This is a genomic window from Streptomyces sp. Ag82_O1-12 (genome assembly GCF_900182715.1).
Classification (GTDB): domain Bacteria; phylum Actinomycetota; class Actinomycetes; order Streptomycetales; family Streptomycetaceae; genus Streptomyces; species Streptomyces massasporeus.
The window spans coordinates 916,799-931,971 of record NZ_FXUW01000001.1 but is presented as its reverse complement, the minus strand read 5'-3'; the positions used below and the strand labels follow the sequence as shown (position 1 = coordinate 931,971).

General features: G+C 71.0%; 14 protein-coding genes. 7 read left to right on the top strand and 7 right to left on the bottom strand.

Annotated elements, in window-relative coordinates; translation table 11 throughout:
• Positions 1-5 precede the first annotated feature (5 nt).
• Positions 6-182, bottom strand: a complete 177-nt coding sequence (locus tag QOL88_RS04335; RefSeq protein WP_097215166.1) for a thiazolylpeptide-type bacteriocin — start codon at positions 180-182, stop codon at positions 6-8.
• A gap of 173 nt (positions 183-355) precedes the next feature.
• Here QOL88_RS04335 and QOL88_RS04330 point away from each other — a divergent pair, with 173 nt between their 5' ends.
• Positions 356-1,714, top strand: coding sequence for an amidohydrolase (locus QOL88_RS04330; RefSeq protein ID WP_097215165.1), 1,359 nt, complete (start codon positions 356-358; stop codon positions 1,712-1,714).
• A gap of 978 nt (positions 1,715-2,692) precedes the next feature.
• Here the strand turns inward: QOL88_RS04330 and QOL88_RS04325 are convergent.
• The 5 genes from QOL88_RS04325 to QOL88_RS04305 all read right to left on the bottom strand — a co-directional run bounded on the left by QOL88_RS04325 (position 2,693) and on the right by QOL88_RS04305 (position 8,077).
• On the bottom strand, positions 2,693-4,537 hold the full coding sequence (locus QOL88_RS04325; protein WP_097215163.1) for a GMC family oxidoreductase: 1,845 nt from the start codon (positions 4,535-4,537) through the stop codon (positions 2,693-2,695).
• The gene (locus tag QOL88_RS04320) at positions 4,534-5,919 is read right to left on the bottom strand and encodes a tocopherol cyclase family protein (RefSeq protein ID WP_257027486.1); all 1,386 of its coding nucleotides are present in this window, start codon (positions 5,917-5,919) and stop codon (positions 4,534-4,536) included. Before QOL88_RS04320 ends, QOL88_RS04325 begins: the two co-directional genes overlap by 4 nt.
• Positions 5,916-6,605 carry a FadR/GntR family transcriptional regulator gene (locus QOL88_RS04315; RefSeq protein WP_097215162.1) on the bottom strand — a complete coding sequence of 230 codons (690 nt, stop codon included), beginning with the start codon at positions 6,603-6,605 and terminating at the stop codon, positions 5,916-5,918. Before QOL88_RS04315 ends, QOL88_RS04320 begins: the two co-directional genes overlap by 4 nt.
• Before the next feature lie 150 nt (positions 6,606-6,755).
• Positions 6,756-7,226 (bottom strand): ATP-binding protein, encoded by a 471-nt coding sequence (locus QOL88_RS04310; protein WP_097215161.1) that lies wholly within the window; start codon positions 7,224-7,226, stop codon positions 6,756-6,758.
• A gap of 89 nt (positions 7,227-7,315) precedes the next feature.
• Positions 7,316-8,077, bottom strand: a complete 762-nt coding sequence (locus QOL88_RS04305; protein ID WP_257027485.1) for a GAF domain-containing protein — start codon at positions 8,075-8,077, stop codon at positions 7,316-7,318.
• A 340-nt stretch (positions 8,078-8,417) separates the two neighbouring features.
• Between QOL88_RS04305 and QOL88_RS04300 the strand changes: the two genes are divergently transcribed.
• Positions 8,418-8,966, top strand: coding sequence for a hypothetical protein (locus tag QOL88_RS04300; protein WP_097215160.1), 549 nt, complete (start codon positions 8,418-8,420; stop codon positions 8,964-8,966).
• Here QOL88_RS04300 and QOL88_RS04295 read toward each other — a convergent pair.
• Positions 8,932-9,420, bottom strand: coding sequence for a hypothetical protein (locus QOL88_RS04295; protein ID WP_097222854.1), 489 nt, complete (start codon positions 9,418-9,420; stop codon positions 8,932-8,934). The two genes, QOL88_RS04300 and QOL88_RS04295, sit on opposite strands and share 35 nt — an antisense overlap.
• 689 nt (positions 9,421-10,109) lie before the next feature.
• Between QOL88_RS04295 and QOL88_RS04290 the strand changes: the two genes are divergently transcribed.
• The 5 genes from QOL88_RS04290 to QOL88_RS04270 all read left to right on the top strand — a co-directional run bounded on the left by QOL88_RS04290 (position 10,110) and on the right by QOL88_RS04270 (position 15,153).
• Entirely contained in the window at positions 10,110-11,975 is a 1,866-nt protein-coding gene (locus tag QOL88_RS04290) for a phage tail sheath subtilisin-like domain-containing protein (protein WP_097215159.1), read from the top strand.
• 47 nt (positions 11,976-12,022) lie between these two features.
• Positions 12,023-12,547, top strand: a complete 525-nt coding sequence (locus QOL88_RS04285; protein WP_004003113.1) for a phage tail protein — start codon at positions 12,023-12,025, stop codon at positions 12,545-12,547.
• Positions 12,548-12,676: 129 nt separating this feature from the next.
• A complete protein-coding gene (locus tag QOL88_RS04280) occupies positions 12,677-13,411 on the top strand; it encodes a T4 family baseplate hub assembly chaperone (RefSeq protein WP_097215158.1) in 735 nt (244 codons plus the stop codon).
• Positions 13,404-14,150 (top strand): hypothetical protein, encoded by a 747-nt coding sequence (locus QOL88_RS04275; protein ID WP_097215157.1) that lies wholly within the window; start codon positions 13,404-13,406, stop codon positions 14,148-14,150. The genes QOL88_RS04280 and QOL88_RS04275 overlap by 8 nt, the downstream gene beginning before the upstream one ends.
• Before the next feature lie 106 nt (positions 14,151-14,256).
• Entirely contained in the window at positions 14,257-15,153 is an 897-nt protein-coding gene (locus QOL88_RS04270) for a Pvc16 family protein (RefSeq protein WP_097215156.1), read from the top strand.
• Positions 15,154-15,173: the final 20 nt, after the last annotated feature.

Here is a 15,173-nt window from a genome sequence, read left to right as displayed (position 1 = left end):
ACTGCTCAGGCGCTGCAGCTGGTGGTGCTGGTCGTGCTGCTGGTGGTGCTGGTGCTGCTGCAGCTGGTCGACCCGGCGAGGAGGACCTCGCTCTCGTCCGAGTAGTCCGAGATCTCGAAGGTCTCGGACTCCAGCTCGAGGATCTCCTGGGCAAGGGAAGCCAGCTCGCTCTTCGGTGCCATGTCGTCTCCATCGGTTGTGGACCGGCCGCAACGGTGTGCCGCCCGTCGTTGATTGACGACTCCATTCCAACGGGCCCCGCTGTCATGGAAGCAGTCATTCCGCTGTCACACCTCTGTCCTTCACCACCCGATCGACACGGCATCGGCAAGGGCCGTGAGAACGGAAGCCGTTGATGCCGCATCAGAAGAACGGGTACGAGTCCGCGCAGACGGCCCTTCCGGACATTCTGCTGTCCGCGACCATCTTCTACCTCGACACGCACCGGCACCCCGAACTGTCAGGCTGTGAGGAGCGGACCGCGCGGGAGTTCGGCGTGCGGTTGCGGTCCGAGGGCTATGAAGTGACCACGGGGATCGGCGGCCACGGGGTGGCCGGTGTCCTGCGCAACGGTGATGGCCCGGTGGTGCTGCTCCGCGCGGAACTCGACGCCCTGCCCGTCGAGGAGCGCACCGGGCTGGCGTATGCGAGCTCGGTGACCGTTCCGGGGCCCGACGGCGGGCGGATCCCGGTGATGCACGCCTGTGGGCACGATCTGCATCTGGCCGCCGCGGCCGGAGCGGCGGCCCTGCTGGCCCGGTCGGCGGATCGGTGGCGAGGCACGCTGATGGTCGTGGGCCAGCCGGCGGAGGAGACCCTCAGCGGGGCGCGGGCCATGCTGGAGGACGGTCTGTACACCCGCTGCGCGGCTCCCGACGTGGTGCTCGCCCAGCACGCGGCGCCGTTTCCCTCCGGCCTGGTGGCGCACGGGGCGGGACCGCTGATGGCCGGCAGCGTGTCGCTGGAGATCGTCGTCCACGGCCGCGGAGGGCACGCGGCCACCGCCCATCTGGCAGTGGACCCGGTGCTCACCGCCGCGGCCGTCGTCCTGCGTCTGCAGGGTGTGGTCTCTCAGGAGACCGCCCCTGCCGAGCCCGTCACGCTCACCGTCGGGTCCCTGCATGCGGGAACCAGCGTGAACGTGGTGCCGGAGCGCGCGACCCTGGGGCTCACCGTCCGAGGATTCTCCGAAGCCGTGCTCGACCGCATGACGAACGCGGTCCGCAGGATCGTACGGGCGGAGTGCGCGGCCTCGGGGTGCGAGAAGGACCCGGACATCCGCGTCGTCTCCCGGTCACCGGTGAACGCCCCCGATCCCTCGGCCTCCGCGGTCGTGCGGGCCGCCCACGAAGCCCACTTCGGCGCGCGACGGGTGGCCACTTCGCCGCCGTCGATGGCGACTGAGGACTTCCCGCTCTACGGGGACGCGGGACACTCCCTGCATGGCAGGAGCGGGGTGACGAGCGCCTACTGGATGCTGGGTTGCGCCGCACCGCCGCCTGCCGCGGGTCCGGTCCCGCCGGAGCGGGACCGGGAGCACGGCCCGCCGCCCAATCACTCCCCGAGGTTCGCACCGTATGTGCGGACCGCACTGCCCACTGGGATATCCGCCCTGACGGTGGCCGCCCTGGCTCATCTGGACGCGCGCCGACCGCCGTGCGGAGTGGGTCAACGCCACCCCGGAAGCGACCCGGGGCCGGGTCTGCGCGGCTGAGGACGCCGTGGCCCGCCGTGGTCGTCGGCCGAGCAGCTCCAGCCCGCCGGTGCTCTCCGCCACGGCCTGCAAGGCACGTTCACCGCGTCCGCCGCCTGGGCGCCGAGCCTTTGCGCAGGCGGGCCTCGACGGCTCTACGGGCCCGCCGGGCAGCGGAGACCGCGTTCCGAGGCGCCCGGTGAGGCTCACGTGTCGTGCCCCGAAACCAGCCGGTCGCGGATCCGAACGCTGGTCTGTGCCGAACCGGCGGGTGGCGGTGGGTCCGCGAGGGGGAGGCTGGTAGTGCTTCGTTAGGTTCTTGTTCTGGGCCTGTTGTGGTGAGGGGGCGGCCACAGGTGGTGCAGGTGCGGGGCCAGCACCTCAGCAGGTCTTGGAGTGTGCCGAGGGTCTGGTAGAGGCTCGGGGCGGTGCCTGGACCAACACTCACCCTGGCCCGCTGATCCCTACGCGGCACCGAGGCGAAGACATCCGCCTCCGCATGACACGTCTCCTCTTCTGCGGACTCTGCGTGCGATGTGACTTCACGTCGCACCGGGCGTGCCTTCCCGACCGACGGTGCAACGTCGGCCTACTCGATGACCAGAAGTCGATCACTCGGGAAGGTACGCCCACCGCATTCCGCGAGGCACCTCTCCCAGTCCGATCCACAGGTCTTGAGCACTGCTCTGGGCCACCGGCAGCCGTGTGAGCAGCACTGGCAGGTCCGAAGGTGCTGGGACAGGAAGTCGTGGCGGGCGTGACCGGCCAGGTGGGTCAGCATCTGGGACGGCGCGCTCCGCACGGACGGGGTGTCCTGCCTCGCCCGAGCCGGCAGGGGGCCAGGACCCGAGGAGGAGGTGGGTCGCTGACAGGTATGAACCGACCGGCGGCCAGTGAAGCGCCGACTGTCCGAGATCAATCGTTGAGCTTCCCGAGCCGCCCCTGTTCGGTGCCGTACCCGACTCACGCAGCCGTTGCCACCTGAGACGCTCTCGGTATTCACCCTGGGCGGGCGGCCAGGTGTGCTTCCGTCACGGCCAGCGCCGCCGCCATGATGCTGAGCTGGGGATTGACCTCCGGGCAGTTCGGCAGCACCGACGCGTCGGCGATCAGTACTCCCTCCACGCCCCTGAGCAAACCTGTCGGGTCTGCTGGAGCCTGCTCAGGGTCGTGGCCGGCTGCCACCGTTCCTGTGGGGTGATAGGCGGACAGGTGCAGTTGCCGTGCGGTGACGCCGGACAGGACCACATCAAGTTCGCTCGTACTACGGGCGAGAGGCGCCGCCGGGACGCCGGTGAGTACCTCTTCGGCACCAGCCGCGAAGAGCAACCTGCCCATAGCCCGCACCGCCCGCATGAGCCGAGCCGCGTCCCGGCGACTCAGGTTGTAGCGAATGAGAGCGCGGTTGCGCCCGTGCACACTGCCGGAAGGCTGGTCGGCGATCATCGCCCCCAGGGTTCCCAGATGATCCGTGGATTCTAGTTCACGGCGCAGATCGGAGCCTAGACCAGGGAGGAGGAACGACCCCATCCCCGGTGGAGTAGCGGTGGCTTCGATCAGTACGCCTTCGGCGTGCAGCTCCTCGACCCCGACGCTCTGGAGGACCCCGTCCCAGGCTGTGACGGGGTCAGCGAAGCGGCCCGCGACGCTTGTAGCGGGGTGAACAGAGAGATTCCGGCCGATGCGAGGGTGCTTGCCGAGACCGGATCGGCGCAGGAGAGCGGGTGCTTGGAGCGCTCCTGCGGCGACGACGACCAGGGGAGCGATGATCTCGAACGTGCTTCCGTCCTCTCGTCGTGCGTGCACCCCTGTTGCGCGTGGGCCGCCCGGACGATCGGGGTCCGACAGAATGCGGGTTACCAGCGCACCAGTGACGATGCGGGCCCCGGCCGAGCAGGCGTCAGGCAGGACGGACAGTTGCACGCTCTGTTTCGCACCCGTGGGGCAGCCCACAACGCACTGACAGGATCCTTGGCAGCCGGGAGCGTTCCGTCGCAGAGGTGCGGCCTTCCAACCAAGAGCCGACGCACCGGCCAGCGCGAGCCGGCCGTTGCGGCCGATCACATCGAGGGGCTGGAGTGCCACGCGCAGGGAACGTTCCGCCTCGTCCAAGCAGGGCCCGAAGCGTTCGGCGAGTGTGAAGCCGAAGTCACGACTCCAGCGGGTCAGCACGTGCTGCGGCGTCCGGTAGCACGTGCCGGAATTGACGATGGTGGTGCCTCCCACCGCACGGCCGATCGGCATCAGGAGCGGTGGGGCGCCGATGGCGAACGTTGCTCCACCATCCCGGTACAGCTCAGCGAACCGGTCCAGCGGAGTACGTTTCCCCAAGGACGCCGTGGAGTGGTGGTGTCCCTCCTCGAGCACCACCACGTCAAGTCCGGCCCGCGCGAGTGTTCGTGCTGCGATCGCTCCACCCGCACCGGAACCGATCACTACTGCGTCTGCTGTTGAGCACGTGGGCCAATCGTGGGCCGCGGTGAGGTTCAGCTGTGGGTCGTCGGGAGGTGAGGGCGCGGGTTTTATCCCGTACGCCAGCATTCTTTCCGTACCTGCGGCCAGCAGGACAGGTAGCTTCAGCACATCGAGCAGCGGGAGCAGCGTGCTCCGTGCTCCGAGCGAACGCATCACGTTCTCGCGTTCGGCCGGCAAGAGGTTGGTGAGCCGACGGCCGGAGTGGGCCACGGCGTACGCGTCGATGGCGCCCACCGCGGCTGTGAACCCGGTCCGGGCGTGCGGCGGCATCGAGCGCAGTACTGTTTCCAGCCTGCTCGGGACCTTGCCGGGCCACTCTTCGGTCCTGTCGTCCGCGATGAGCGCGGCCACCAGCCCGTGCAGGTTCATCGGATTCCCACCTCTGCATGTGCTGTCGCGGACAGTTGCCACTCGGCCGCTGTGCGCCAGGATCCCCACCAGCGCTCGACCACGACGTGGACGTCAGCCCGTTCGCTGTTGTGGCAGGTCGCCGGTGAGCCGTCCGGGTCGGCGTAGTCAAGGGCCAGGGTGCGTTCTTCGGGCTGGGTGACCACCACGCGGATCCGTCGCAGACCGACGCGTCCGGCCACAGACCAGGACGGGAGCCCGATGGCGCAGCGGAAGCGACCGAGACCGGCCCAGCCGACGGCGGAGCGCTCGGCGCGTCGTGGCCAAGTCTGTCCCCTGGTGCGCAGACGCAGGAAGACCATGGGGGGAAGGCGCCTCAGCCCGGGTTTGCGTGAGGTCGCCGCCACGACCTCCAGCACGTTTTCATCATCCAGATCAGCATGCAGCCATGCCCATTTCTGTCCGTTGCCGTGACCGTAGATGCGGGCCGAAGCCCCGGGCGCCCCCACTACGTTCACGGTGGTGCCGTTGTACGAGACCGTCCCGCTGTAGGTCGCCCGAGCAGCTGGCAGCATATGGGCCGCGGGCAGCAGTGGGTGGCGCCACGACCACCGGGGGAAGGTGAACAGCGGGGCGTCGGACGCCCTTTCGGCCAAGTCCCACCGCAACCCCCCGGCCGTTCCCGAAAGCTTGCCGGCAACCGCGGTCACGGCACTGAGTGTGTAGCCCTCCTTGGCACCCGACCACTCCTCGGGGCCGAAGCGCTCGTGCTGCACCGGCTCGTCCGGGGGGAATACCGCGGCCCAGCCGTGTGCAAAGGCGGCCGATCCGTCGGTCGGCGCGACCAGCTCGTGATGCAGCCATACGCCCGTGCCGGTGTGGGGATCGGTCAGCGTCGTATACCACACCTCCGTCCGGCCCGACTCACCCTGCCAACGGGGTGCCGAGAAAGTGTCGGCACCCTCGCCCCGGGACAGACGAAAACTTCCGAGGAAGGAGGCTAGGTGCCTCATACGGAAGGTGAGGGTCCCCTCACCGACCCGTGTACCCGCTTCGTACAGCGTGAACGGCAGATGGGTCATCGATGTGATGGGGTGCAGCAGACTCACCGACTTCCAGCCGTCGAGAGTCAGATGACGGTTGTCGACGACGAAGGCGAGCTGGTACCGGATGCGGCGCCTGGCGAGCGGGGAGATCTCCATCGTCCCGTCGACAGGCGCATGGCCTGCCAGCCCTGATACGCGTATCTTCCCCGAAGCGCGGGCTTCTGTGCTGCCCATGGGGCGCAGGAATCCATCCGTCGCTACGGAGAGATCCAGACGGACCGAGCGGGCCCGGGTGTCACTGTCGAGCCGCATGGACCCGAACATGGCCTCGCGGAAATGGCTTTCCCTCGCGCTCACGAGAGCTCCTCCAACATCATCCGCCCAGTTTCTGTCAGATACATGTCAGCGGCGTATCGGGCCGAGTCCGCATCACGGGCCAGCACGGCTTCGACTACGGGGCTCAAGCGGCGGTAGGCCGCCGCCGGGTCGGTGAAGGGGGCGTCGAAAGAAGTGCGCATCGGCAGATAGGCCTTGAAGAGCGTGTTGGTCAGCAGTGCGTATACACGGTTACCAGTCGCGCGGGCGAGCGAACGATGGACCTCGATATCGGCGAGCTGCGCTTTCTCCCCGCCCTCGGCGGTGCGAACGGCATCGAGGAGCACGGTGAGTTCGCCGAGCTGCTCCTCGGTGGCGCGGAGGGCGGCGCGCTCCGCGATCAGAGTGCCCACGCTGTGGCGGACTTCGAAGATCTCGTCGAGCCAGTCGGGGCTGTGGCGAACCAGAAGGGGGAGCAGGTCGGCGCCGCCCAGGCGGGCGAAATCGCGTACCTGTGTGCCGATGCCGTGCCTGGTCTCCAGCAGTCCAGCCTGAATCAGCCTGCCGAAAGCGTGTTTGAGGGTGGTGCGAGTGACGCCGTACCCCTCGGCTAGCTGCCGTTCGGGAGGCAGATAGCTTCCCGCAGGATGCAGACCGGCGACGATGTCTTCGCCCAGCCGACCCTCCAGGACGTCCACGATGGTCTCGCGTGGGAGCGGTGTCTGCACGGTTCGGCTCCTGCCGTCAGTGACTCAGTGGATCATCCACTCAACCAATCGGCGGCCTTCGCGTCAATGTCTGTGGGTGAATCCGTCTGAGAGGGCCTGATCGCGGACCGCGCGGTTGGCCCGGCGAACCATGCGAAAGGGATGGCCCTTTCAGGTGGTGGGGCGCGCCCGGTGGGTGGTGGCGCCGTTACGGTGAGTGTGAGTGCCGTGGGAGTCGGCGAGGGTGCCGATGATGGTGAGCCCACGGCCGTGCTCGTCTTCGGCACAGGAGATGGTCCAGGTGCCTTCGGAGTCGGCTTGGCCGCCGTCGGTAACGCCGAGCAAGATGGCGCCGCCCTGGGTTTCGCGGCGCACGTGGAGTGCCAAGGGTGGGCCCGCGTGCTCGATGGCGTTGGTGACCAGTTCGGACGCGATGAGGGTGACGCTTTCGGTGGTGTCGGTGTCCACTCGCCATCGCTTCATGACGGCCTGCGTGGTGCGGCGGGCAGAAAAGGCGACTTCGGGGCGGTGCTCCAGTACTTCGCTCCTGTCGCCCTCATGGCGGAGGGTGCCGCTGCGGTCCGCGCCGCTACCGGGCGACGGGCGATGGCGTACATGGCGTCTACTCCCTGCAGGGTTCATGGGCGGCGCGTGAGCGCGTTCCGAGGGTTTATGGCCTAATGCCCGACACTCTTCACATTCCGGTCCCGAAACTCATGAGCAAGGGATGCTCAACCAGGGCGACGGGTCTCCAACTGGCGTGGACGCAGGTGCAGTTGCCTTCCGTCCCGCACGGCCCGTTCGGCGCCCAGGCAGCTGAGCCGGAGGTGTCCCGTACCGGGTTCCTGCGCGGTGAGGCGGGCCTCGATGCTGGACACCAGGGTCCGTACGGTCGACATGGCCAGGGGGTGTGAGCGGTCCCAGGTCGTGGACAGGTCCAGTACGCCGAGGACGCGGCCGTCCCGGCCGTACACCGGGGCGCAGTAGCAGACCCAGCCGTGCAGGGCCGACACCAGATGCTCCGCCGAGAAGACGGAGCTGGGGCGGCCGGTGCGCAGGGCGAGGGACAGCGCGTTGGTGCCCATGGCCTGCTCGTCCCAGCGGCCACCCGGCGCGAAGTTGACCCGCTCCGCCCGGCGCCGCATGGTCGGGCCGCCACAGGTCCACAGGATGGTGCCCGACTCGTCGGTGACCGCCGTGACGAACCCGGCGTCCTTGGCGATGCTGTGCAGCTCCCCGGCGAGGGCGGAGACCGGCCGGTACAACGGTGAGGACGTCCAGCGCCGGTGCACCTGGCCGCCGTCCGTGACCGGGGCGCTGTCCCGGCCCGGGTCCACGCTGCCCAGCGAACGCGCCCAGGACTCGGTCACCTCGTGGCGCAGCGTCGCGGTGCCGCCCGGCCGTGCGCCCGGGGCGCTCAGCCTCGGCACCCAGCGGGACCACTCGTGCTCCAGCACGGCCCTGCGCCGCCGGAGGTCAGGGCGCTGTGACATGGCCTCTCCCTGCCGTCGTACCGGATTCTCGGCGTGAGGTCAGTCTGACCGGACGGGCCCGTCCCGGTCGAGAAGTCCGTCGGATCCGGCAGAACTGTTCCGCATGAGGAGGTCGGGGGGCGACATGAGGCGGCCAGGGCCGATATGAGGTCGCCGGCGGCGACCGGTTGGCCTGGAACCGCCGTGTGGCCGGAAACCGTCCCCACCCCTGAACGGGCGACCGCCTGACTGGATGTTTGTCCGGTGCCCGCGTGCCGCCGTACGGGTGACGGGTTCACTCGACCCGACGGACGGGGCCCGGCCCGCGTACCACCGGTGTGCGGCGCCGCGTTCCCCTGGCATGGACAGCACGGAGACGGCCCGGCGCCTTCCGGGGAACGACGCCGCGCCCCGCTCGTACGCCGAACTCACCAGCGGGTACGCGGGACATCCGCCGATCTACGCGGCCCTGGTCGCCGAGTGGGAGGCGCTGGGCCACACGGTCCCGGAGCACCGCGACGGCCAGTGGGTCTCCTTCGCCGCGCCGGCCGAGAGCGAGACCTGGACCGCCGTCACCTCATGGGCCGCCGTCACCTCATGGGCCGCCGGCCGGCACATGGGGCCGGTCGTCCCCGGCGGCGGCCCCCGTCCGGCCCCAAGTCCTCACTCGCCCGCCGCTTCTCACCCGGCGGGCGCTTCTCACCAGCCCACCGCTCCTCACCCGGCCGTCGCCGCCCACTCGGGCGCCGCTCCTCACCCGGCCGTCAGTCCCCACCCCGCCGCCGGCCGGCACCCGGGCCAGGTCGGGCCCGCGGGCACCCGGCCCGGCCCCGGCCGTCACCCCGCGGCGACGGTGCCCTCGTCCGGCGCCCGCCTCACCAGCCGTCCGACGCCACCGGCTCCGCGCTGACCGGCGCCAGCACCGCGAGGGTTCCACTCGCCTCCCGCAGAGCCGCCTCGAGCGTGCCGGGGGTGTGCAGGGTGCCGGTTCCGTCCGGCGGGACGAGCCACTCCAGGCGACCGGCGGGCCGGTACGGCGGCGGTACAGCGACCCAGGAGCCCCGGCCCACGTGCCGCACCCCGAAGCCGATCCACTCGCTGACCGGATCGGGCGGCAGGAAGAACCCCACTCTGCGGGCCGCGGAGTCCACCAGGGTGGGGCCGGGCACCTTGAGCGGGTCGCGCCACAGGAGGTCCAGCGCGAGCAGGCCGAGCCGGTCGGGGACGCTGAGCACGTCCCAGTACCGCCCGGACTCCACGAGCACCGTTCCCGCGCCGTAGTCCCACTCCCGCTTGCACTCCTGGGGGTCCGTGGCGGCCGCGGCGAGCCACTCGACGGCTTGCTTCCACATGACGCTCTGCATGGCCACCCCAGGCACAGTCGACGGCGCCACGGTCGGGCGCGCGCTGAACACGGGCCGGTGACCCGCGGGGTTCCGCGTGCCGCACGGCCGTAGCCATGCTCGTAGATATTTCTACGGGCCGGAAGGGGTGGCGCGGTCTGGCGTTTGGGTCGGACATGTCCCGGTCGAAAGAGGGCACTCGAAGGTGCGTCCCGTAAGGTCGCGATCAACTTCGTGCGCATCCATGCTGCCCCCGAGGAAATCGGCCACTGAAGAGTGTGTGCGACTCGGGGAGAACTCGAGGAGCGCCGGGGGCGTCGCCGGACATGCGGGTCTCGCAGGCCTGCCGTCCGCGCCGTCGGCCCTTCGGCGCGCAGGAGGTGTGGACCGGTTCACGGCGGCGCGCGGGCGCGATGTGCGGATCCGGGAACTTTTGCCTTCACGAAACCTCCCTCCGTGCTGGCCAGAACCCGTCTTGTTCGGTCAACTCCGCACGCAAGAAGGTGGGTTGAGCACTTGAGCATCAGGGGTCACAAGCGCGCTGCTTGACCTGTGCGAACCGAACCGCACGGGTACGACGGGGGAACTGATGAGGTGCGCGTGCCCGCCGCCGACCGGTCGGGCGGAGTCTTCGCGCACGGCTGTCACGTCCCTCCCTCACCGCCTCTTGGTGCCTTCATCGGGTGCCCGAGACAGGGATAGGAGGGGGAATGCCGATGAGCGCGGTGAGCGCCGCCAAGCCGACGTATCCCGGTGTCTACGTCGAAGAGCTTCCCAGCAGCACCCGCACCATCTCGACCCTGACCACGTCGGTGACCGCCTTCGTGGGCCACACTCGCCGCGGTCCGCTGAACGAGCCGGTGCGCGTCACCAGCTTCACGGAGTTCGAGCGCCGCTTCGGGGGACTGAGCGCCCAGAGCGCCGTCGGCTACGCCGTTCACCAGTTCTTCGGCAACGGCGGCACCGTCGCCGTGATCGTCCGGGTCGCCAGGGCCGGCAGCGGTCAGGCCGCCCGCGTCACGCTGGAGTCCACCGAGGGCCACAGCGAGTGCGACGTCCTCGCGGTGCACGCCAAGGAGCCCGGCGTGTGGGGCAACGGGCTGCGGGTCGCCGTCGACCACGACACGCCCTGCCCCGACGAGACCTTCAACCTGCGCGTGTTCGACGCCAAGGGCGAGGCCCGCGAGAGCTTCACCGGCCTGTCGACCGACCCGGCCGGCGGCCGGTTCGTGCAGACCGTCGTCAATGCCGGCTCCCGGCTGATCCGTGTCGAGGTCGTCGGCGAGGGCCGGCCCGATCCGTCCGGCACCGTCTCCAAGCCGTTCGGGCACGAACTGCCCGACCTCGCCGTCGATCTCACCGTCAAGATCGGCGACGTCGAGCGGGAGTTCACCCTCTACGACCCCGACTGCGACGGCGAGTCCCCGTCCTCCGTCGCCGAGCTGGCGCTGCTGCTGGAGCGCAAGCTGCGCGCTCTGCCCGACGCGCCCGGCAAGCACGCTTTCGCCGGCGCCGAGGTCACCGCCTTCGGCCGCCGCGTCCAGGTCGTCGCGGGCTCCACCGACCCCGACGACGTCGTCCGCTTCCTCGGCGAGTGCGCCAACGACCTGGGCCTGGAGGCCTCGGTCAACCCGCCCGTCTTCCCGCTGAAGGGCGGCGAGGACGGAGAGGCGCCCGGGCCGCGTGACCTCATCGGTTCCGAGGCCGACAAGTCCGGCATCCAGGCGCTGCGCGGCGTCGCCGACGTCAACCTGCTCGCGCTGCCCGAACTCGCGGCGTACGAGAAGATCGAGGACACCCTCACCGTGGTCTCCGCCGCCCAGCGCCTGTGCCAGGAGCGGCGGATCTTCCTCCTCGTCGACGCGCCCGGCACCTGGGTCAGCGTCGACACCGCCCGCGCCGGGCTCGCCGCCTTCGACGCCGTGCGCGGCAACCACGCCGGCCTGTACTTCCCGCACCTCCAGCTCACCGACCCGCTCACGGGCCGGCTGCGCTCCTTCCCGCCGTCCGGCGCCGTCGCGGGCGTCATCGCCCGTACCGACTCCGAGCGCGGCGTGTGGAAGGCCCCGGCCGGCACCGAGGCCCGGCTCGCCGGCGTGCACTCGCTCGCGGTCGACCTGACCGACCGCGAGACCGGCCTGCTCAACCCGCTGGGCGTCAACTGCCTGCGCACGCTCCCGGTGACCGGCCCCGTGGTCTGGGGCGCCCGCACCCTGGAGGGCTCCGACGCCCTCGACAGCGAGTGGAAGTACGTGCCCGTCCGGCGGCTCGCGCTGCACGTCGAGGAGAGCCTCCAGCGGGGTCTGCAGTGGGTGGTGTTCGAGCCCAACGACGAGAACCTGTGGCAGCAGATCAGGCTCGCCGCCTCCTCCTACCTGCACACGCTGTTCCGCCAGGGCGCCTTCAAGGGCGGCACGCCCCGCGAGGCCTACTTCGTCAAGTGCGACAGCGACACCACGACCACCGAGGACATCGAGAGCGGCATCGTCAACGTCCTGGTCGGCATCGCGCCGGTCCGCCCGGCCGAGTTCGTGGTCGTCAAGATCCAGCAGACGTCCGGGCAGTTCGCGCTCTAGGGAACGCTCGAAGGAACCGATCCAAGGAACCCCTGAGGACATTTTCGATGGCAGAGTTCACGGTCAACGCCCATCGCTTCGACCCGTACAAGAACTTCAAGTTCCTGGTCCTGTGGGACGGTCGGACGGTCGCCGGCATCAGCAAGATCAGTCCGCTGAAGCGGACCACCGAGGTCGTCAAGCACCGGCACGGAGGCGACCCCTCCTCCCCGCGCAAGTCGCCGGGCCGCTCCGAGTTCGAGGGCATCACCCTGGAGCGCGGCGTCACCCACGACCCCGAGTTCGACCGCTGGGCCAACAAGGTCTGGCAGGTCGGCGCGGGCCTCGGCTCCGAGGTGTCCCTCGCGGACTTCCGCAAGGACATCGTGATCCAGGTGCTCAACGAGGCCGGGCAGGTCGCCGTCTCCCACAAGCTGTACCGGACCTGGCCCAGCGAGTACCAGGTCCTCGGCGAACTGGACGCCAACGCCAACGCGGTGGCCATCCAGTCCCTGAAGCTCGAGTGCGAGGGCTGGGAGCGGGACTACGAGGTGCCGGAGCCGGAGGAACCCTCGTTCCTGAACCCGGCGTAGCGCTCCGCTGAGGGCCGCGGGGGGATGGGCTGTCGTTCGTCCGCGGGTTCGTGGGGGCTGGTCGCGCGGTTCCCCGCACCCCTTCGGGGGCGCACCCGAAACTGCTGAGACACGGGTACTGGGGGAGGCATGGCCATCACGCGGGCGGCCGACGTCCTGGCCACCTGGGAGAGCGGGTTGGCCCAGGGGCCGGCCGGGCGCGCTCTGCTCCTGCACCGGGCCGCGCGGCCCGACCTGGGCGGTGACCAGCGGACTCTGCTGGAGCTGCCGGTCGGGGAGCGCGAGGCGGATCTGTTCGCCCTGCGCCGGGCCCTGTTCGGCGAGCGGATGCAGGTGCGCCTGGAGTGCGGGGCGTGCGGCGCGGACATGGAGTTCGAGCTGGACGCCGGGGAGTTCGCCCGGACCCTGGCCGACCGGGGTGAACCGCTGGTGCGGATCGCCGAGGACGGCTGGGAGGTCGAGTTCCGGGTGCCCGGCGTCGCCGACCTGACGGCGGCGGCCGGTGCGGCCGACCCGCGCCGGGCCCTGCTGGCGCGGTGCGTGACCGACGCCGTACGCGACGGGCGGTCCGTGTCCGCGGACGCGCTGCCCGCCGCCGTGCAGCGCCGGATCGCCCAGGCGGCCCAGGCGGCCGACCCGGGCGGCGACGTCACGCTCACCATCGCCTGCCCCGAATGCGGGGAGGGCACCCGTGCCGAGCTGGACATCGCCTCCTACCTGTGGACCGAACTGGACGCCTGGGCCCGGGACCTCCTGCTCGACGTCCATCTGCTCGCCACCGCGTACGGCTGGAGCGAGCCGGAGATCCTGGCGCTCAGCCCGCTGCGGCGCCGCTACTACCTGGAGCTGTGTGCGGATGTCTGAGTCCACCTCGCGAGGGCGGCCGGAGCCCGACTTCCTCGACCGGCTGCTCGCCCGGCACGCGGCGCCCGCCGCGCAGCGCCCCGGCGTGGTGCGGGTACGGCCGCGGCTGGCCGGGCCGTTCGAACGGACCGAGGCGGTCCGGGCCGCCGCACCGGGCCCGGACGACGCCGAGCCGCTGTGGCCCGTCGCCGCCCCGGTGCCGGGAGCCCGGCCGGACCCGGCACGCCCGGCGGCCCGCGAGGTCGTCCGTACGGAACGTGAGCGGACGGTCGTACGGACCGAGCAGGCCCCTGCGCCCGCCGAGCCCGCGACTCGTACGGCCCGGAGGGACGAGGCCGGGGAGCCGCTGCTGCGTCCCGCCGCACCGGTCCGCCCCGCCCCGCGGCCGGTCCCCGACACCGCGCGCCGCGCGGCTGTCCGAGGCCGTCCGGAGGGGGCGGCCCCCATGAGCGCGGCGTCCGCACCAACCCCCCCTGGTGCGGACGTCGTTCCCCCCGCCGTGTCCGCCCCGCTGCTCCCCAGCGTGGCGGACACGGCGGCCGCCCGGGACGCCGTCCGGCAGGTCGCGGCCCGGCGCCCGGGGCGACCGGCCGAGCGGGTCGTGCAGGTGCAGATCGGACGGCTGGAGGTGACCGCGGGCGGCGCGCCCCAGGGCGGCGGCACGCCCCGGCCCCGGCGGGCGGAGCGGCCGGGGGCCACCGTCAGCCTGGCGGACTACCTGGCCGGGGGGCGCGAGTGAGCGGGCACCGGCAGGCGGACGTACGACGAGACGCGAGACGACGAGAAGCAGGCGGGTCGGCTGCGAGAAGCGGGACGACGAGGAGAGGGACCGAGGAACTGACACCATGAGCAACGCACTTGCCCTCGCCCACGTCACCCAGGCCCTCGCCCTGCTGATCGAGGCCAACCTGCCGCCGGACATCGACATCGCGGTCAAGGTCGAGCCGCGCAGGCCGCCGGTGGACCCGCCGCTCGAACCGACCATCACCGTGTTCCTCTACCAGGTCACGCCCAACACCTCGCAGCGCAACAACGACCTGCCGACCCGGGCGTCCGACGGCACCCTGGTCCGCAGGCCCGCCGCCGCGCTCGACCTGCACTACCTGATCAGCGCGTACGGCGAGGAGGCCGAGCTGGTCGGACAGCGGCTGATCGGCTCGGTGGTGCGCACCCTGCACGAGATACCCGTGCTGCCCCGGGACATCATCGAACTCGCTGGTCAGCGGCCCCACTTGAACGGCAGCGACCTGGCCGAGGCGGTGCAGCGGGTGCGGTTCACTCCGACGGCGATGGACATCGACGAGACGTCCAAGCTGTGGGGGATGCTGCACCAGACGCCGTACGCGCTGTCGGTCGTCTACCAGGCCGCGCTGGTCCTCATCGACGGGCGCGAGACGCCGGTGCCGGCGAAGTTGGTGGAACGGCCGGAGGTACGGGTGCTGCCGTTCGGGGCGCCGGGAGCGCCGTCGCACGGCCCGGTGCCGTCGCCGGGCCCGGTCCGGGAAGAGCCGGCCCCGTCACCCTCGAGAGAGGCCGACCAGCCCGCCGACCCGCCCACGAAGGCGACGGCCAGGACCGAGGCGAAGGCGCCCGCGAAGACGGCTCGGAGCCGTAAGGCGGCACAGCCGGCCAGGAGCGCGAAGAAGACGGCCGCCAAGTCCGCGCGGACGCCACCGGCTTCGAGGAACAAGGACGGGGACGGGGCAGCGCACGCGGACGGCAGTGAGGGCACGGAGAACTGAGGCACATGGGGACGACGGGG